Origin of the sequence: Chryseobacterium capnotolerans, assembly GCF_021278965.1 — a bacterium.
Classification (GTDB): Bacteria; Bacteroidota; Bacteroidia; order Flavobacteriales; family Weeksellaceae; genus Chryseobacterium; species Chryseobacterium capnotolerans.
Genome location: NZ_CP065589.1, coordinates 90,562 through 111,022, shown reverse-complemented (window position 1 = coordinate 111,022; position 20,461 = coordinate 90,562). Strand labels below are relative to the sequence as shown.

11 protein-coding genes and 1 pseudogene are annotated in these 20,461 nt (G+C 35.5%); 8 read left to right on the top strand and 4 right to left on the bottom strand.

The features are described from left to right. Window positions 1–21 precede the first annotated feature (21 nt). Entirely contained in the window at window positions 22–2,097 is a 2,076-nt protein-coding gene (locus H5J24_RS00435) for a glycosyltransferase (protein WP_167387040.1), read from the bottom strand. A 375-nt stretch (window positions 2,098–2,472) separates the two neighbouring features. Between H5J24_RS00435 and H5J24_RS00430 the strand changes: the two genes are divergently transcribed. Then, window positions 2,473–3,516 (top strand): glycosyltransferase, encoded by a 1,044-nt coding sequence (locus H5J24_RS00430; RefSeq protein WP_068944939.1) that lies wholly within the window; start codon window positions 2,473–2,475, stop codon window positions 3,514–3,516. 196 nt (window positions 3,517–3,712) lie between these two features. On the opposite strand, the gene H5J24_RS00425 is transcribed toward H5J24_RS00430, so the two are convergent. Next, window positions 3,713–4,477, bottom strand: coding sequence for a hypothetical protein (locus H5J24_RS00425; RefSeq protein WP_082811298.1), 765 nt, complete (start codon window positions 4,475–4,477; stop codon window positions 3,713–3,715). Between the two features lie 458 nt (window positions 4,478–4,935). Between H5J24_RS00425 and gltX the strand changes: the two genes are divergently transcribed. Both gltX and H5J24_RS00415 read left to right on the top strand, forming a co-directional pair. Next, window positions 4,936–6,663, top strand: coding sequence for a glutamate--tRNA ligase (gltX, locus tag H5J24_RS00420; protein ID WP_068945228.1), 1,728 nt, complete (start codon window positions 4,936–4,938; stop codon window positions 6,661–6,663). Between the two features lie 49 nt (window positions 6,664–6,712). Then, a complete protein-coding gene (locus H5J24_RS00415) occupies window positions 6,713–7,669 on the top strand; it encodes an acetyl-CoA carboxylase carboxyltransferase subunit alpha (protein ID WP_045501208.1) in 957 nt (318 codons plus the stop codon). 56 nt (window positions 7,670–7,725) lie between these two features. Here H5J24_RS00415 and H5J24_RS00410 read toward each other — a convergent pair whose 3' ends face one another. Both H5J24_RS00410 and H5J24_RS00405 read right to left on the bottom strand, forming a co-directional pair. After that, a complete protein-coding gene (locus H5J24_RS00410) occupies window positions 7,726–8,274 on the bottom strand; it encodes a DUF6759 domain-containing protein (protein ID WP_232815964.1) in 549 nt (182 codons plus the stop codon). Continuing rightward, entirely contained in the window at window positions 8,274–8,489 is a 216-nt protein-coding gene (locus tag H5J24_RS00405; RefSeq protein WP_232815963.1) for a hypothetical protein, read from the bottom strand. The genes H5J24_RS00410 and H5J24_RS00405 overlap by 1 nt, the downstream gene beginning before the upstream one ends. Before the next feature lie 144 nt (window positions 8,490–8,633). Here H5J24_RS00405 and tsf point away from each other — a divergent pair, with 144 nt between their 5' ends. The 5 genes and pseudogenes from tsf (at window position 8,634) to H5J24_RS26085 (ending at window position 20,440) form a co-directional block, all read left to right on the top strand. Further along, window positions 8,634–9,458 carry a translation elongation factor Ts gene (tsf, locus tag H5J24_RS00400; protein WP_068944942.1) on the top strand — a complete coding sequence of 275 codons (825 nt, stop codon included), beginning with the start codon at window positions 8,634–8,636 and terminating at the stop codon, window positions 9,456–9,458. Between the two features lie 250 nt (window positions 9,459–9,708). Next, window positions 9,709–12,996 carry a T9SS type B sorting domain-containing protein gene (locus H5J24_RS00395; RefSeq protein ID WP_167387041.1) on the top strand — a complete coding sequence of 1,096 codons (3,288 nt, stop codon included), beginning with the start codon at window positions 9,709–9,711 and terminating at the stop codon, window positions 12,994–12,996. Between the two features lie 203 nt (window positions 12,997–13,199). Further along, complete coding sequence (locus H5J24_RS00390; RefSeq protein WP_232815962.1) at window positions 13,200–15,932, top strand: T9SS type B sorting domain-containing protein; 2,733 nt, start codon at window positions 13,200–13,202, stop codon at window positions 15,930–15,932. A gap of 113 nt (window positions 15,933–16,045) precedes the next feature. Then, complete coding sequence (locus H5J24_RS00385; protein ID WP_068944945.1) at window positions 16,046–19,441, top strand: T9SS type B sorting domain-containing protein; 3,396 nt, start codon at window positions 16,046–16,048, stop codon at window positions 19,439–19,441. A gap of 193 nt (window positions 19,442–19,634) precedes the next feature. After that, window positions 19,635–20,440, top strand: a pseudogene (locus H5J24_RS26085) (hypothetical protein). The last annotated feature ends 21 nt before the right edge of the window (window positions 20,441–20,461 follow it).

The following is a 20,461-nucleotide window of genomic DNA, read 5'->3' as shown; positions in this document are numbered from 1 at the left end:
TTCAAACTTAGGCAAGCAACTTTATTTCTTATACAGCGATGAGATTAAATTAAGCACATTTTTCCCCTGTACTTCTCTTGAAAAGGGATATAAAGCCTTCTTTGAATTCTCTTTTAATGTATTCCACATTTCTTCATTGGAATACAATTCGAGAATATGATCGGCGAAAGCCTGTGCATCACTGATATCACTTACCAGCGCATGAATACCGTGTTGAAGGTTCATCCCCTCTACTCCTATGGGTGTAGTGACAATTGGGAGTTCATATTCCAGAGCCTGTCCTATTTTTCCTTTTACTCCGGCTCCGTATCGTAATGGTGCTACAAAAACCCTGGAGGAATCAAACCACTCATCAACTGTTTCCTGGTATCCAAGAATTCTGACTTTATCTGAACTGTATTTACCGGTAAGTTCTTCGGATAGCTCAGGGCCGATAACATTCACAAAAATAGAATCATTTTTTTTCCACACCAGCGGCATAATATCTTCTACAAGGAATTTTAATGCATCGATATTGGGAAGATGCCTGAAACCTCCGATAAATAACAACCCCTCTCGGTCTGAAAATCCATTTTTATTCACTTGATCCAGTGTATGGAAATTACTTACCACATGCACTTTTTTAATATCGATTCCATTCCGGGAAACAATTCCTTTTTCTACATCACTGATGGCAGCCACTGCATCAGAAGTCTGCATCGCTGAATATTCAAGCTCCTTGGTCTTCTGATTTTTTCTCTCCATTTTCGGTGTGGTCGGCATATATTCCTTTTCCCTTTCCACCCTTAAATAATGAAGATCCACCATATCATAGATCAGTTTCTGTCTGGTGATATGACTTTTAAGAACTTTATGCCAGTTTTTAAACCCATTCGGCCTGAAAATCCAGATTAAATCAACCAATGGAAGTTTTTCAATAATCTGATCATTGATCTTGACAATTTTATTTTTAGGTGTCACAAAGTCCTGAAATACTTGAATCCCAAGAGACTCACAATATTCTATATATTTCTTGTCTGTTTCATTAAATGCAGGGATCCCCAACAATATTTTATGATTGTTGGCAATAAGGATTTTGAAAATTTCATCCAGCCTTCTTGAACCACTATCCTGATCATACTTAGGCATAGATTCCTCAAGGAAAAGAATCGTAGGCTGATGAAAGTTCTTATAGATATTCAGGTGTTTTTTATGGGCAATTTCCAGCCATTTATCGCTTTCAAATCTGGAATTCCAGCGGTCTTTGAATTTTTTTGCATTTTTTTCCAGTAGTTGTTCCTTATTGGAGTTCTTTCCTGTATAACTTATATTTTCAAAATGAAGAATTTCAGATTTCGGCTGATAATAGATATCCATATTCTGTACGTATTTCAGTCGCTGGCAGAAATCAGTTTCTTCATAATAAGCAGGTAAGAATTCTTCATCCAGGAAGTTTAAATTCCCGTTAATGTCAAGTTTTTTAAATAAAAGGCTGCATCCTGAGCAATAATCAACTTTTCTTAAAAAATTGAAAGATGGGTCATCAATAGAACTGAATCGTCCAAGATTTACAATTTCACAGTCTTTGAATATAAGACAGCCAGCTTCTTGAAGCGTATTATCTCCAAAAATCATTTTTGATCCTACAGCTCCCACATTCTCTTTAGTTTCAAAAACATCAAGAAGTGAGCTTAAATAATTCTCCTGAACTTCCGTATCATTATTCAGCAGGTATATGAATTCACCTTTTGCTGCCTGAATTCCTTTATTGACATTTCTTAAAAAACCAAGGTTTTCAGCATTATTAATAATTGTAATTCCCTTTATTTTGTTCAGGTATTCCAAAGTCTCATCTGAACTATTGTCATTGATAATGATAATTTCTCTGGAAACATTCTGATCATGTTGTTCAATGGTATATAGACAGTTAAGCGTATATCTGATCTGATTATAAACAGGAATAATAATAGAAACCTGAGGCGTATGGGAATCGGTATTTAAATTGAATTCATAGCGTTTAAAGAAATCAAGATCAAAATGATTAATTTCGATTTTTCTTTTATTTTTTATGAATTTGTAGTCTTTTATTTTATTTTTGAAAAATCTTTTAATTCCCATTTTAAATTTATTATTTTGTCGGATATAACCAATTAAGGAAACGAAATTAAGCATTTATTACAAATTATGATAGTAATAAGTCTGTTATCTTTACCCTGTGATTATTCATATTTTCACTTCTGTTAAGTATATTATAATGATGTTAATAGAAGTGTTATAAGATATCAATCTTGTAAAAATATAGTTTGAAGTTGTGTTAGCTCAAGAGTTCTATAATGCATTACAAAACTGTTTTTTTATGTTTAAGAAATACAAAATGATAAACGAAGAAAGTGAGAATACAAATTATTAAACAGAGATCGTTTTTTTTACCCAGGCAGGTCTTTATAAAAAGAATTACCAACAGATTAGTTCAAAAAAAACATTCATATTATTATGAAAGAAAGAAAAATATATTTTGTATGCCCGTCAGTTTCAGTGCCGTTTGGGGGTATAAAGCAAATCTACAAATATGTAAATATTCTAAACAATCACGGTTATAATGCTGCTGTCTTGCTTAAGAAAAATAAGAAAAAAGTTAATATTTGGTATCCATTTACAAAGATTTCTTATAATTATGAGCTTATTAAGAATATTGAAAACAGCAGTAGCTCTAAAAATCATAAAAACAGTTTATATGAAAAATTAAAAATTTTCTTTCATCGTTTTTTTTCACCTCAAATAGAGAAAGATGCACTATTTGTTTTTCCGGAAATATATGGAAAATCATTTCATAAAACCATTCCCAATCATCAGTATGTAATCCTTAATCAAAATTGTTATTATACTTTTCAGGGTTACGGATATGATTATAGTGAGGAGAATCCTTATTTAAATAAAAACTGTATGGGAACTATTGTAGCATCAGAAAATGCGAAGGAGTACTTTGATCTTGTTTTTCCTTCTCATAATTTATATAAAGCACGTTTAGGAATTGATACTCAAGTCTTTAATTTTGGAAATAAAAAAAAGCGAAAAATTGCTTTTATGCCAAGGAAACTTTCTGAGGATTCTTTGCAGATTATTAACATTATAAAAGCACGCAAAAAATTGTATGATTGGGAGTTTTTTCCAATTGATAATATGAATGAAAAAGAAGTTGCACAACATTTAAAAGAATCTGTTTTTTTCTTAAGCTTCAATCATAGAGAAGGTTTTGGACTTCCTCCTGTAGAAGCAATGTCTTGCGGATGTTTTGTAATTGGGTATTCTGGACAAGGGGGAAAAGAATATTTTAAAGAAGAATTTTCTTGCCTTATTGAAGAAGGTAATATTATTGATTTCGTTGAAAAATTGGAACATTATGCTTTAGAATATAATACGAATTCAGAACTCTTTTTTGAAAAGGGTAAAATAGCATCACAATTTGTTTTAGAAAATTATTCCCTGGAAAATGAAACAAAAGATTGGACCAATATATGGGAAAAGATAATTTCATAAGATTATAAAGTTAGTTTTTGTAAAAAGTAAAACCTGTGAAATAAAATATTCATCAAACTACAAAAAGTTCAAACAAAAAATGAGGCCGTCTCACAACTCGTGAAAACGGCCTTTTTTATGAAATTTTCCTGTATCCGAGGTTTAAGCAATTCTCAACCCACATCGTTTAGTTGTGATACACCTTCTTTTTCTATATTTATTTTTTATTTGCCCAGACTATACTTCCATCATTATTGTATATCACAATATTACCATCATTCTGAACTGAAAGTCTATCAATATTTGAAGAACTTACCCCTGTACTGTATACAGGTCTATTTGAAGAGTCATAAACTACCAGATTTCCATCGTCCTGAAAAATAGCACTTTTTCCTCTTCCTGCTGTTGCACTAGACCAGATATCATTTTTAAATCCATTACTATACATTACTAAATTACCATCTGTTTGGAAAATTAAATAATAGTCATTATTTTCAGAAAATATTTTTTTCCCTTTTACAAATCTAAATCCTTTGTAAATATTACCTCTACTATAACTTCCGGTATTGTCTGAATTCCAATTAGAATTTCCATTAGAATTATCGTTAGAAGACCACAATGCATTTCTTCTTCTATTATAAATTACCAGATTACCATCATCCTGCATTTCAAGGCTGGTTGCATTTTTATTAACTGTATTTGTACTAAATACAGCATTTCCTGAGAAATTATAAACTACAAGATTGCCATCATCCTGAAAAATTGCTCTAGCACCCTCTCCTTGTGTTTTAGAATCCCATTTCGGTTGGTTCCTACGATTGTAAACCACCAAATTTCCATCATTTTGAAAAGTCAGAAAATACTGTCCATTTTGAGATTCATACCTTCTATCTTTTATCAAATTAGTTCCTCGTGTAAAACTTTGGGCCATCATGCAAATACTTGCAAATAGACCAAACATTACAAATAAATTTTTTCTCATAATTTAATTGATATATTTTAATATATAAAGATAAATAATAAAAATCATTTTTCTATTATCTACCCTCCAAAAGTACCTCGCTCGGCTAACAAAAATTCAATGGTAAGAACTTTCCTTTTTCTCAATACAAAATATTAACGAATTTATTTTCTCTACTTTAATGAAATTTCCATAAAAAAGCATTGTCTTCTGGTTTATTTCGACAATATAATTGAAGTTTAACTCAGAAATTTATTTTTAATATACCTATTATTCATTAGAAAAAAAAAATTGACAAAAAATTGCAGTCATACAAATCCGGTAAATCAATTTGAAGCCCAAAACTTCTGATTTAGAAAATAAAAATCAATTTATACTAAATGCACAACAGGTTTAAATATAAAAATCGGAAAATACACATTCAGAAATCATCTCCTAAACACATAATTTTAAGTAAATTTGCAAAAATTAAAATTGAAATGGAGAAAGTAAGAGTACGTTTTGCTCCAAGTCCTACCGGACCTTTACACTTGGGAGGCGTAAGAACCGCATTATATGATTACCTTTTTGCTAAAAATCAAGGGGGAGAATTTGTATTGAGAATTGAAGATACAGATACCGCAAGATATGTAGAAGGTGCTGAAGAATACATTGAAGAAGCTTTAGAATGGTGTGGAATCATCCCTGATGAAAGTCCTAAGAAAGGAGGAAAATTTGCCCCTTACAGACAATCTGAAAGAAGAGATATCTATGACAGGTACACGGAGCAGATCTTAAAAACAGATTATGCTTACATCGCTTTCGATACTGCGGAAGAGCTGGACGCTGTTCGTGCAGAATATGAAGCAAGAGGTGATGTTTTCTCTTATGACAATAAAACCAGAAACCGTTTAAGAAACAGTCTTGCTCTTTCTGAAGAGGAAGTTCAGAAATTACTGGATGAAAAAACGCCTTATGTGGTAAGATTCAAAATGCCTGTAGACAGAGTATTGAATCTAGAAGATATCATCCGTGGAAAATCATCTGTAAATACCAATACTTTAGATGATAAAGTTCTGGTAAAAAATGATGGAATGCCAACATATCACTTCGCGAACATCATTGATGACCACGAAATGGAGATCTCCCACGTAATCCGTGGTGAAGAATGGCTGCCATCTTTAGGATTACATACTTTATTATATGAAGCAATGGGCTGGGAAGCACCACAGTTTGCCCACCTTTCTTTAATTCTGAAGCCTGATGTTTCTGCATTAATCAATAAAGATAATATTGACGGGATTACAAAGTCTTTTACAGATGAATTCGTAGCAAAAAACAGTCAGTTTAATTTTGATGAATCAGCACCTATCATCAAATCATTCTTCTCAGAAGTAAAGAGTCCTAGATTCAAATCAATGCTGAGCGAAAATGATAACGACAACCCATTAATGGCTGCTGTAAAACAATTTTTAAAAAAGGGTCTTTCAGGAAAATTAAGCAAAAGAGATGGTGATAAATTTGGGTTCCCTGTATTTCCACTTGATTTCAAAGATCCGGCAACAGGTGCTGTTTCTAAAGGATACAAAGAAAACGGATACCTTCCTGATGCGTTCATCAATATGGTGGCTTTATTAGGATGGTCTCCCGCAGATGATAAAGAAGTTCTTCCTCTGGAGGAAATGATCAAGGAATTTGATCTTCATAAAGTACACAAGGCAGGAGCAAGATTCAGCAAAGAAAAATCAGAATGGTTTAACCATCAGTATATTCAGATGAAGTCAGATGCAGAGCTTCTTGAGATGCTTAAAAATTCAGGGCTTGACCTTTCTCATGCTTCAGATGAAAAGCTGCTAAAAGTAATTCCTCTGATGAAAGAAAGAGCTACTTTCCCGAAAGACATTTATGAAAACGGAAAGTTTTTCTTTGAAGCACCAACATCTTACGATGAAAAAGCTTCGAAAAAAGCATGGAATGATGAAACTTCGGCTATTTTAGGAGAATTGGCTACCACATTTGCTTCTACAGAATTCAAAGCGGAAGTATTAAAACAAACTATGCATGATTTCGCAGAAAATAAAGGTTTAGGCATGGGTAAAGTAATGATGCCACTGCGTTTGTCTTTAGTAGGAGAATTGAAAGGACCAGACGTTCCGGACATTCTGGAAATCACTGGAAAAGAGGAAAGTATCGCCAGAATAAGCAATGCTATAAATAATTTTAAATAAAATTACCATAATTTTTCATACATTTGAAAGATTTAATTTACTTCAAGAAATGGAATATTTAAGTTTCGAACTTCCTATCAAAGAATTGATGGACCAATACCAGACGTGTTCTTTAGTAGGAGAAGAAAGTGGTGTTGATGTAAAATTAGCATGCAGCCAGATTGAGGATAAGATTTTAGAAAAGAAAAAAGAAATCTATAGCAATCTTACACCTTGGCAAAGAGTACAACTGTCCCGTCACCCGGATCGTCCTTATACTTTGGACTATATCCACGGAATGGCAGACAAAGGCAGTTTCTTAGAACTTCACGGAGACAGAAATTTCGCTGATGACCCGGCAATGATTGGAGGATTGATTACCCTTGATGGTCAGAGAGTGATGATCATAGGAACTCAAAAAGGAAGAACGACTAAGGAAAGACAGCACAGAAGATTCGGGATGCCAAATCCTGAAGGATACAGAAAAGCTTTAAGACTAATGAAGCTTGCTGAGAAATTCAACATTCCTGTAGTGACTTTAGTAGATACACCGGGAGCTTATCCAGGATTAGAAGCTGAAGAAAGAGGACAAGGGGAAGCTATTGCAAGAAATATTTTTGAAATGGTTCAGCTGAAAACTCCGATCTTCACTTATATTATTGGAGAAGGAGCTAGTGGTGGAGCGTTAGGAATAGGTGTAGGTAACAAAGTATATATGTTAGAAAACACATGGTATACTGTAATTGCACCAGAAAGCTGCTCTTCTATCTTATGGAGAAACTGGGATCACAAGGAAGATGCAGCTAATGCATTAAACCTTACTCCACAGGATGCTCTAAGAGAAAAGTTCATTGACGGAATTATTGAGGAACCACTTGGTGGTGCTCATTACGATCAGGAGACGACTTATCTGAACTTGAAAAATTCTATATTACAAAATATCAAAGCTTTCTCCAAATTTACAGGACAGGAGCTTGAAACCCAGAGACAGGATAAATTCATTGCGATGGGTCAGTTTAAAGGATAAAAATAAAAAAGGTTAAGAAAATTTCTTAACCTTTTTTGCTTTAGTTTTCTTCCTCATTAATCAGCGACATTAAGTGCAATCTCTATATCCTGAGTAATTTTCTTTAGTGAAGAATATTTGGCGTCACATACCATCGTTGTCAGCACATATTCTCCTTTATCAATCAAAATAAAGTTTTCCCCTCTGGCAGGAACACTTAAATTATAATATTTTTTACCATTTATTTTCACGATCAGGTTGCAGCTTGACCTGTTTTTAATATTCACATAAGCCTCATTTTTATTAATATCATTATTAAAAAGATGTGTCAACATGGCTGCTGTTTTTTTATTGGCTTCACTGGGCTCAGATTTCACCGAAGAGCCCGCACTTTTTGCAGCTCCTGCCGAAGCATAACTTGCCAATCTTTCTTCTTTCAATGCATTGATTGCATTATTTACTTTATCAGTATTCTTGGTATTCTTTGCTGTAGATGCTTTATTGGAGGCCAGCACCTTACCACTATTCAGCTCATTATTTTTAACAATATTTTCTATTTTTTCTTTGCTGATCGGCTTTATGGTTGGTTTTGCTTCAGGAGAATTATCCGCCATAATAATATCCATCAGTCTTTTTTGAAGAAATCGTTTTTTGCATGCCCAGGATTCTGCTTAATAAAACCAGCGATCACCCTTGCTTCTTTTGAGGACTCTGCTTCTTGTTCCGTATAAATAATCACGGTTTCTTTTTCCACTACAGCCTTAGATTTTGTTTTTTTCTTTTTTTGAGAAAAACCAAGCGCAAAAATGCATACAAAAAGGAGGAGGAAGATTTTTTTCATTAATCAAATCTTTAAAATAGTATTAAATATATTAATAACGTGAAAAGTCATTTTTTAGTTTATCATTAAAATCATTATCTTTGCACTGCTCTAAAAATAAGCTAAAAATTAATACTAATCTTAAATAAAAAAATAATAGATATTATGTCTTATACACCAGTTGCTGCAGACGTAGCTAAATTAAGAAACCAAACAGGTGCAGGTATGATGGACTGCAAAAAAGCTCTAGTTGAAGCTGAAGGAGACTTCGAAAAAGCGGTAGATATCCTTAGAAAAAAAGGACAAAAAGTTGCTGCTAACAGAGCTGACAGAGAATCTACTGAAGGAGCTGTAATCGCAAGAGTAAATGAAGATAACACTTTAGGTGCTATTATCTCTTTAAACTGTGAGACTGACTTCGTTGGTAAAAACGAAGCTTTCATCGAGCTAGCTTACGAATTAGCTGAAATGGCAATCTTCGCTGCTACTAAAGAAGAATTATTAGCTACAGATTTCCACGGAATGACTGTTGCTGAGAAATTAATCGAGCAGACAGGTGTTATCGGTGAAAAAATCGAAATCGGTACATTCGAAAGAATTGAAGGACCATTCCTAGGAGCTTACATCCACGCTGGAAACAAAATTGCTGCAATCACTTCTCTTTCTGCAAAAGTAGACGGAGCTGACGAAGTTGCTAAATCTGTTTCTATGCAAGCTGCTGCAATGAACCCAATCGCTCTTGATGAAACTAAAGTTTCTCAAGAAACTATCGACAAAGAATTAGAGATCGAAAGACACAAACTTACTGAAGAAGGTAAGCCTGCAAACATCATCGACAATATCTTGAAAGGTAAAATGCAGAGATTCTACAAAGACAACACTTTGGTACACCAAGATTTCATCAAGGATTCTAGTATCTCAGTTGCTGACTATGTAAAATCTGTAAACGCAGATCTAAAAGTAACAGGATTTATCAGAGTAAGCTTATAATCCAGCTTTTAAAAATATATAATCCCGGTGAAAATTTCACCGGGATTTTTTTATGGATTATCTTAATGAATATGAACGCAAAATGAAGCAAATTTTAACTATTCAACAATTCTAAAGCAAATCAAGATTCCAAGATTTTTTAATATAAAATTGTGACTATTAATACTTAAATTTGCGGCCCTTATAGTAACGCATGAAAAAATTTCTACTCGCTTTTTGCACTTTTTTTTGTTTATTAGTAAATGCCCAATTGGACACTGAACACTGGTTTGCGCCTATGTCTGCAAGCAGTCTTCAAGGCACTCCCAAAGGCTATCTGTACCTGTCTACTAATGAAACGGTACCTTTTACAGTACAGGTCTTTAATAACAACAATGTAATTGCCACAGTACAGCTCAGCAAGGGAAATCCTGTAACACAAACTATTTCCAATAATATGATGATTGCTTCTACAGCATCTAATCTGTTTAAATCTGTATCAATGGGGTTGCATGTGAAGGGGAGTAAGAAATTTTTTGCCAGTTACAGGTTTGCTGTTCAGGATCAGGCAGAGTTTATTACTTCAAAAGGGTTAGCTGGTCTTGGAAAAACCTTTTTTACGGGAGTTGCACCCAATACAACAGCCAAGCCATATGTAAACGCTAGTATTGGGATTATCGCGACAGAAGATAATACTACGGTGACTTTATCCGGATATAACCAGAGTGTTGTTTTCTCCGATTTAATATCTGCTCCCTCAAGAACTTTTATTCTTAACAAAGGAAAATCATATATTATTGAAGCACAGAGCAATCTGAATCCTAACAACTTAAAAGGACTGGTAGGAGCTAAAATTGTTGCTGACAAACCTATATCTGTAACCAATGGAAACTTTAACAGTATCTATACCACTAAGAATAGTACCAATGTTGATGTATTGATGGATCAGGCTGTTCCTGTTGAAAGATTAGGAAAAGATTTTATCATGGTAAAAGGAAACGGACCTTCGAATTCAGGGATGGAAGCGGCTTTAGTTATTGCCACAGTAGACAATACCAAACTTACAGTAAACGGAAATCTTCTTAACAGTATTACCCTTAATGCAGGAGACCATTATTTGGTACAAGGAACTTATTATACCAGCCAGGTTAACGGAAACTTTAACATGAGTATTTCTGCAAACAATAATGTATATGTATATCAGCTCCTTGCCGGAACTTCCTCTGGAAATATTTATGCTACGGGAGGAATGAATTTTATCCCGCCTTTAAGTTGCTTTTTACCTACAGAGATCAATGAAATAGGACGTATTAATGAAATAGGAACTGATTACTTTAATGCAAGACTCAATATCATTACCCAAACAGGAGCAATAGTAACAGTTAACGGAAATCCGGTTACGGCCAATGGGCCTGCACCTGTAGATGGAAATCCGAATTGGGTGACCTACTCTATCCCAAGTGTATCAGGAAATATTACAGTGAAATCAACAAAACCTGTTACTGCAGGGATTGCAGCCGGAAACGGAGCTGTAGGATATGGTGGATATTTTGCTGGTTTTTCTTCTATCCCAGTAATTACTAAAACAGGAGACTGCTATAATGGAATTCGTTTACAGGTAGAACCTGGCTATGACGATTATAAATGGTACCTTAATGGGACTGAAATCACAGGAGCTACCACCTTTACCCTTGATCCGTACTCGTATGGTTCGGGAATTTATACCTGTAAAATCACTAAAGATAACTGCGAAACAAGACTTACTGCGGAATATGACTATACATCATGTCCTCCTATTACAACCACAACTTATCATATTGGTTCATGTAATACACAAGTAATTACTCCGGCTTTTACCCATTCAACTCAAACTGTGGTTCCCGCCAATACCAGTATTGTGGCACAGCCCACTAACGGAACAGTTGCAATTAATCCTACAACCGGACAGATCACTTATACTCCTAATCCAGGTATGACTGCAGATTTCACAGATACCTTCACTTATTATATTCAGGGAGATGGAACCCCTGCTGCCTTTGAGTATTTTAAAATTGTAGTGAATGCACATGTTTTAAAAGTAGCTAATGATGTCCTATTTTCTTGTGCAGCATCCAATGGAGATGGCACTTACAACCTGAAGGCGGCCAGCATTACTTCAATTCCAGGAATTACAGTAGATTACTTTACTAATGCTAACTTAACCGGGCCTATTGCCAATCCTGCAAATTATATCGGGCCCGCAGGAACAGTATACGCCAATGTAACTTCTTATGGATGTTCTAAAGTGGCAACCATTACTTTAAATACATTTCCAATCCCTGTTATCAATACCACCAACTTCAATGCAAACAGCTGTGGAAGTGATCTCGATGGAAGTGTTCATATTAACTTTAACAATGTTACTCCACAAATTGTGGCTAATTCAGCTAGTTTTACAGTAAATTATTACCTTAATCAAGCTGATGCTATTGCCGGAAACAGCAATACACTTCCTGTAAACTGGTCCTATACAACAAATACTACGGTATATGTAAGAGCAACAGGAAATACAGGCAACTGTCCGGCAGTCTTAGGTCAAATTAATTTTACTATAGGGAATAAAGTTTCTTTGATTACGGATAACGTTAAAGCTGACATCTGTGATAATGATATTAATGGTTCAGAACCCGCCAATCTGAATGATTATAAAGGATTATTCACCATTGATCCGAATGTTATTTTATCATTCTATACTTCCGCAACTGATGCTCAGACAGGAACTAATCCAATCTCAGCATCACAGGTCATCACCTCTACAGGAAGTATTTTCTACGTAAGATTCCAAAATACTACAGAATGTGCTAATACAGGTATTTTAGCACTTACTTTAAGAACACCTAAAAAATCAGCAACCCTTCAGGATCAGGTGATCTGTTCTAATGAAAAAATCCTTTTAGATGCAGGACCTGGATTTACATCTTATTTATGGAGCAATGGAGCCACTAGCCAAAGCATCAGCGCTTCTGCCGGTAATTATTATGTAGATCTTGGATTTAACGGGTGTATATACCGTCAGCACGTTAAAGTTACTACCGCCCAATCTCCTGTCATTTCAAAAATAGAGGTGTCCGGTACTACTGCTGCTGTTTATGTAACAGGTGGAACGCCTCCTTACAGGTATTCATTGAATGGTATTGACTATCAATATTCTAATGTTTTCAATGGATTATCAAGAGGTACTCATACGGTTTATGTGCTGGGTTCAGACGGATGCCGTCATGTCACTAAAAACTTCCTGATTGTTAATATTATCAATACGATTACCCCCAATGGAGATGGCATTAATGATACCCTGAATTATTCAGAACTAGGAATAAAGCAAAATGTATCAATAGAAGTTTCGGATCGATATGGAAATCCCGTGTATAAGTCTTCTGACAAAAATTATATCTGGGATGGAAAATCAAATGGAAGAAATCTTCCTACAGGAACTTATTGGTATGTTATAAAATGGATTGAACCGGACACGCAATTACCAGTTTCATATTCAGGATGGCTTTTAATTAAAAATCGGGAATAATTTTCAACTTTTATTTACATTTTATTAAAAGTATTTGAATTTTTATTTTAATTTTGTAGAAATCCTAATTCCATACACATGAAAAGATTTCTACTCAGTTTGGTATTAATTTTTTTACAATTAATACTCTCTTCGCGCAAAGGGATACCGAACACTGGATAGCACCTTATTATACAAACCCTGTTGGAGGTTTTCAAAATAAGGTGTATTTATCTACTGATTCTACTACCCCTTTTGCCGTACAAATACTTAGCAACAATATCGTGATAGGTACTGTTACCATTGCTAAAGGGGACCCCAAAACATTCGATGTGGATGAAACCCTTATTTCTGCCAATGGTGTTACCGATGCTTTTGTTGTAGGTTCAAAAGGACTTTATTTGAAAGCAGAAAGACCTTTCTATTGCAGTTTACGACTTGCCAATGGTTCCCATGGAGAAATTATTACCAGTAAAGGAAAAGCGGGTATTGGTAATAAGTTTTATGTGGCAACCAGCCCTAATACAAGAACAGAAGCCAACTCAAGTTCCAGTACGGATAATTTTACAGCAGGAATCCTTGCTACTGAAGACAATACCTCTGTTACCGTAAGCTGGAAAACTCCCGGATTAAAATTCGTTAATGGAAACCTTTCTGTTCAAAGCTATTCGTTTGTTTTAAATAAAGGACAATCTTTTATTTTTGCAGGAAAAGTAGAGGATGCATCTGCTAATAGCAAAGGCTTCATTGGTGCTAAAATTGAAGCAAGTAAACCAGTAACCCTTACCAATGGTAGCTGTAACGGTAACTTTTCAACCCCAACACCTCTTAACGATCCTAACGCAAGTCTAGATGGTTCTGATCCTATTCTTGACCAGGCTGTACCTGTAGATAAATTAGGGAATACGTTTGCCATGGTAAAGACCAGATCTACCAAACCAGATTCCAATATGGAAGGAGGTCTTATCATTGCCACTGAAGACAACACGCAAATATTCATCAATGGATCAGGTTCACCTGTTGTTACCCTAAACGAAGGAGGCTGGTATAGAATCAATGAAACAAGCTACGCAGCCCAGAGTGGTGGAGCACATTCTAATATGTTCATTTCTGCATCCAAAAATATATACCTTTATCAATTCGTTGGGATTACAGATAGTGATGCCACCAATGGTTATAATTATATTCCACCATTGAACTGCTTCTTACCAAGAAAAATTGACGAGATTGGTAAGATCAATGAAATGCCAGGCATTACTACATCCTCTATTAAACTAAAACTTAATATATTAACTGAAGCTGGAGCCACTGTAACGGTGAATGGAGTTCCTCCTACAGCAGCTGAGGGACCATACCCTTTGACGGGAAATACTCAATGGGTAACTTATTCTGTAGAGAACTTCCCACCAAACCTTACTATTATTTCTAATAAAGCAGTAACTGCCGGGATTAACGGTGGATATAGTTCAGCTGGATACGGTGGATATTTTGCAGGATTCTCATCAACGCCATATATTACTAAAAAATCAGGAGAATGTGTTCCTGGATTGATTCTGCAAGTAGAGGAAGGTTATGATACTTACCAATGGTCTCTTAATGATGCTCCCATTTCCGGTGCAACTACTTATAGCTACTCGCCAACACAACCTGGTTATTATACTGTAAAAGTAACAATGGGAGCATGCCAATCAATTGTAACAGCTCCTTATAAAGTAGTTAACTGTCTAATCAAGAGCACTAAAGAAGAAGCGGCTTGTTCTACTAAGATTATTACACCAACATTCTCTTCTTCAACTCAGACTCCGGTAAAAAGTACAATTAAGATCCTTACCCCTCCTACTAATGGAACAGCGGTAATAAATGCAGATGGTACCATTACTTATACACCGAAACCTAATTTTGAAGGAACTGATAAAATCGTTTATACATTCTGTGGAGACTCTGCTGACTTTATGGATTGTGAAGAAGTTACCCTAAACCTTAAGGTTGTTCCTTTCATTGTAAAGGATGATGCAATTAAAGCTTGTTGGTATGATGTAGCACCTTATGCTTATTTTGACCTGACAAAAGCCAACATTACAAACTATGGAAATGCAACAAAAAAATATTATCCTACATTAAAAGATCTTACTGCAGGAACTAACGAAATAACAACAGCAGCAACTACCAACTATCCTTCAACAGGAGGATTTGTATATGTGAAGCTTACCACTGTGGAAGGATGTTCTGCAATTGCAAAAATTGAACTTATTACACTTCCTGTTAAAAAGTCTCCGATTCTTGTAGATAAATATATTTGTATTGATGCTAAAACAGATCTTGATGCAGGACCTGGATATGATTCTTACCAATGGAGTACAGGAGGAACTACTTCAGGAATCAGAGGGGTAGGAGTAGGCGAATATACTGTAATTCTTGAGAAAAACGGATGTTTCATTACACAGGTAGTAAGAGTGAGAAAAGCAGTTGATCCTGTTATTCAGCAAATTGAAATTAACAATTCTACAGCTACAGTAATTGTGGCAGGCGGTAAAGCTCCTTACAAATATGCCGTTGACGGAACTACGAATTGGCAGGATTCAAACTCCTTCCCAGGATTAAGCAGAGGCCAGCATACTTTCTATGTAAAAGATGCTTACAACTGTACCCCTATTTCAGCGGAAGTTACAGTTCCAAATTTATTGAATGCCATCACTCCTAATGGGGATAACATCAATGACTATATCGATTATAGTGATCTTGCATACAAAGACAATCTTAGCTTTGTAGTGTACGACAGATATGGAAATATGATATTTACTGGAAATAAATTCAATAATTACAAGTGGGATGGAAGACACTTCGACAAAAAACTGATCACAGGTACATACTGGTATCATGTTTCCTGGAATGAGTCTAACAAAGAAAAAACAGAAATAAAATACACTGGCTGGATTATGGTAAAAAACAGAGAATAATCATCCGGATTTAAAACTTTCAAAACCACGATTTTAAAATCGTGGTTTTTTTATTACATTTTCAATACTTCAATGTTTTTTATTATTAAATTTGTGATAAATACGATCACTGAATGAGAAAAATTCTATCTTTTTTATTTATATTTCACATATTCACCTCTGTTTTTGCACAATTAGACAGGGAACATTGGTTTGCTCCAATGATAGACAGGTCAGGAGCACCCTCTCCTTATCAGAAACTTTATCTTTCTACCAGCCGAACCACACCATTTCCGGTGAGTATCTATAATAATAATGTTTTGATCGGGACAGTCAATATCAGTAAAAATAATCCGCAGAAATTTGATGTCTTAAGAAATTATATTATTACCACTCAGCAGACAGATTTGTTTACTTCCACTACAAAAGGATTATACCTGAAAGCTGAATTTCCGTTTTATGCGAACTTAAGATTTTCAGTATTTAATCATGCAGAAATCATTACTTCTAAGGGGATTCCTTCAACAGGAAAGAGTTTCTTTGCGGCATCAGCTCCTATCAGTGTAAGTAATGAGATTCTTAATTTCATGACCAGTATTCTGGCTACAGAAGATAATACTACGGTTACCATTACAGGCTACAGCCCTCTTGTGCAGTTCTCAAATGGGACCACAGGAGCTACCAACCCTACCATAAATATAGCTTTAAACAAAGGGCAATCCTATATTCTTGATGGTATTGGAAATATTGCCGGCAACTTTGATGGATTTATTGGAGCTAAAATCACCTCAAACAAACCAATTAATGTTACCAATGGAAACTTCAATGGTCAGTATGCCGGAAATTTCCCAACCAGCTCCGATATTTTAATGGATCAGGCTGTCCCTGTTGACAGGCTTGGAAGTGAATTTGCTCTAGTCAAAGGGAACGGAAGTATTGGAGCCAATATGGAAGGGGCTTTGATTATTGCTACACAAGACAATACTCAGATCTATGTAAATAATGAATTAACCCCTATTGCAACACTGAATACAGGAAAATATTTTGTAATTCCTGATACTAAATACAGTCTTCAGGGTGGCGGTCATTATAACTTATACATTAGAACTTCCAAGAACGCCTATGTTTATCAGATCTTAGCAGGAGATTCAAATACAGGAAATGAAGTAGCTACCGGAGGATTCAATTTTATTCCGTCTTTAAACTGCTATCTTCCCAAACAAATTAATGAACTGGGACTTATCAATGAAAACTTTGTTCACTCTAATGTAAACCCGTCCGGAGTCCTTAATATCCCTACAAAACTGAACCTTATCACAGAAAAAGGGGCAATAGTTACAGTAAATGGAGGGACTCCACCCGCCTCTACAGGTCCTTACAATATGACAGGGACCAATAATTGGGTTACTTATGGAATTCCTAATGTGACAGGAACCATAACGATTGTTTCAAGTAAGGCCATTACAGCAGGAATCACTGCTGGAAGTGACGCGGTAGGATATGGAGGTTTCTTTGCAGGCTTTCCTACGCAGCCCGTTATTTTAAAATCAGGAGGATCCTGCGTGCCCGGAATTGAACTTACTGTAGATCCTATTATCTATGACACTTACCAATGGTATAGAAACGGAACACCTATTTCAGGAGCCAACAACGCCTCTATCACTCCTACCCAATCCGGATATTATACTTGTTCTGTAACAATGGGAAGCTGCGCTCCTTTAGTCACTGAGCAATATAAAGTGATGAACTGTATGAAGCAGACCAATATCTCATATGACATATGTACTTCACAGGTAATTACTCCTGCCTTCAGTACTTCTTCACAAATTCCTGTGCCATCTACTGTAGCCATCACCACTCCACCAACCCTGGGAACTGCAGTAATAAACCCTGCTACCGGAATTATTACCTATACTGTAAATACTCCTGGCACAGCTGGAACTGATACCTTTACCTATACTTTCTGTGGAAATGATCCTGACTTTCCTGACTGTGAAACGGTAACTGTCAATATCAATATTAAAGCTATCGTTGTTACGAATTCAGTATTATTTGCTTGTGATGTGAACGGGAAGGGAACATTTGACCTTACAACAGCCAGTGTAACAACGAACACTCCGGTTAACAAAACATATTATCCGACCCTAGCAGATGCACAAACAGAAAACCCAGCAGCTCAAATTACCAATCCTAATGTTTATTCAGCGGCAGATGGTACTATTATCTATGTTGTAGTTAAAAATTCTTTAGGATGTAAGAGCATTGCCCAGATAACATTATCGCTTTATAATAAAGCCATTGTTCCGGATAATTATAATGGTGTGTTCTGTGATGATAATTTCGATGGAACAGTCAATATCAATCTTTCTAATATCACAGCTATTGTACTTAATACGCCAAATAATTTCACAGTCAGATATTACTCAAATTTAGCAGATGCAAATGCTGGAAACGCTAATACACTTCCCAATAACTGGAGCTACACTACAACCACTACAATTTTTATCAGAGTAGATTCTCCTAATGGATGTACCCCTGTTATCAAACCTTTAAAATTCAGTATTGGAGACAAAATAAAGCTGGCAAGCCAGTCTGTAACAGAAAACGTATGTGATGATGATCTTGATGGAATAAAAACGGTAACCCTTTCCCAATTTATTCCGATGTTTATAGTAGATCCAAATGTTACTTTTACCTTTCATGGCAGCCTAGCGGATGCACAAAACAATGTCAGCCCATTAGCTCCAACTGTAAATATTACAACCACACAGACATTCTACATCCGCTTTGAAAAAAATGGAGTATGCCCTGAAGTAGCTTCCCTTAAAATTACTATTAAAATTCCTAAAACATCATCCCTTCTGGCCGATCAGATCATCTGTCCTAAAACTACAACAACATTAGATGCTGGCCCAGGATTCGATAAATACTTATGGAGCACTGGAGCGACCAGTCCTTCCATTACTAATGTACCTGCCGGTAGTTATTGGGTAGAACTTACCTCTAACGGATGCACCTACAAGCAGTCTGTGAACGTTACCGAATACACAATCCCCATCATCACTTCCATTGAAATTGAAGGAACAACCGTAAAAATTGGAGCCAGCGGCGGTAATCCACCTTATGAATACTCATTGGATGGAGTCGTATGGCAAACTTCAAATATTTTCTATAATGTACCAAGAGGGGCACATTATGTAGTGGTAAGAGACTCTAAAATGTGTGGTGAAGCGAAAAAAGAATTCGCCATTATTAATCTTATCAATACCATCACTCCCAATGGAGACGGACTGAATGAATCTATAGACTATTCTGCATTAATGTCAAACGAAAATCTTGTTTTCAGGATTTTTGACCGATATGGAGCAGAACTTTTCAGAGGAACCCGTGAAAACCGGTTTACCTGGGATGGAAGAGTTGGCGGAAGATATACTCCCACAGCCACATATTGGTACTTTATCAGCTGGACAGAATTTGGATCTACAGTTTCCATAAAATACTCAAGCTGGCTGCTGGTAAGACATAGATAAAAAGCATTTAAAAGGTTGAAGGAAAGGAATATTCTTTCAACCTTTTTTCTAGTATACCAATTCATATTCAACGCGAAAATATATTTATAACATTCATTAACAATTCAATACTAAAGTTTAATATAACTTTAACCACTATTCCTTATCTAAATAAGCACAAATTGCTTTATTTCTATGTAATTTTGCCAATTATATGAAGAAACTGTTTACTCTGTTGCTGCTGATTTTTCTGGCAAAAATCAATGCTCAAATATATTCCGGAGAAGTATTTCTAAGGGATAATTCCATCCTTTATCTTAATCAGGTATATGTTACCAATCTTAATACTCAAAAGACTGTTCTTGCTGATTATAATGGTAATTTTAATGTTTCTGCCAATCCCGGAGATGTTATCCGTTTTACCTCCATTGTTACAGAAAGAAAAGATGTTAAAATGACTCCCCAGCTATTAGGGCAGAAGAATTTTGTAGAGCTGAAAATAGCCTATTATGAAATTCAGGAAATTGTGCTGAGCAGGTTTAAACCCACCGGAAATCTACGATATGATGTAAACTCTCTCCGAAAAGAAGATAAAGCATTAGCCATCAAAAAGTGATTGGACTTCCTGAGCCTAAAGGAGACGGGACGCCTCCGGAACTTCCTGTTGCCGGATTAAGAGATGGCGGGCTCACCTTCAGTCTTGAAAGTATTTATGATATGCTTTCCGGTGAAAGAAAGAAAAAACAGCGCTATCAGGCTTACGAGAATATGAATACTTCGATCACTCAGATTAAGAATTATTTAGGGAAAGATTATTTTACAAAATTCAAGATTCCTGAAAACCTGATCGATAACTTTTTACAATTTGTGTATACCTCAGAAAATATACAGCCCTATGTTTTAGCAGGAAACTTTGAAGCTATCAAAATTCCTATAGAAAAATATATGCCTATTTATCAGAAGAGATTAAAGAACTCACATCTTCAGGAGGTCGTAACTCCTCAACAGACCGAAAAATAATAATTCAGATCGATATCAAAA

Excerpts from the sequence above, each read along its gene's own strand:
- H5J24_RS00435 (WP_167387040.1), bottom strand. The coding sequence starts at position 2,097 with ATGGGAATTAAAAGATTTTTCAAAAATAAAATAAAAGACTACAAATTC.
- H5J24_RS00430 (WP_068944939.1), top strand. The coding sequence starts at position 2,473 with ATGAAAGAAAGAAAAATATATTTTGTATGCCCGTCAGTTTCAGTGCCG.
- H5J24_RS00425 (WP_082811298.1), bottom strand. The coding sequence starts at position 4,477 with ATGAGAAAAAATTTATTTGTAATGTTTGGTCTATTTGCAAGTATTTGC.
- gltX (WP_068945228.1), top strand. The coding sequence starts at position 4,936 with ATGGAGAAAGTAAGAGTACGTTTTGCTCCAAGTCCTACCGGACCTTTA.
- H5J24_RS00415 (WP_045501208.1), top strand. The coding sequence starts at position 6,713 with ATGGAATATTTAAGTTTCGAACTTCCTATCAAAGAATTGATGGACCAA.
- H5J24_RS00410 (WP_232815964.1), bottom strand. The coding sequence starts at position 8,274 with ATGGATATTATTATGGCGGATAATTCTCCTGAAGCAAAACCAACCATA.
- H5J24_RS00405 (WP_232815963.1), bottom strand. The coding sequence starts at position 8,489 with ATGAAAAAAATCTTCCTCCTCCTTTTTGTATGCATTTTTGCGCTTGGT.
- tsf (WP_068944942.1), top strand. The coding sequence starts at position 8,634 with ATGTCTTATACACCAGTTGCTGCAGACGTAGCTAAATTAAGAAACCAA.
- H5J24_RS00385 (WP_068944945.1), top strand. The coding sequence starts at position 16,046 with ATGAGAAAAATTCTATCTTTTTTATTTATATTTCACATATTCACCTCT.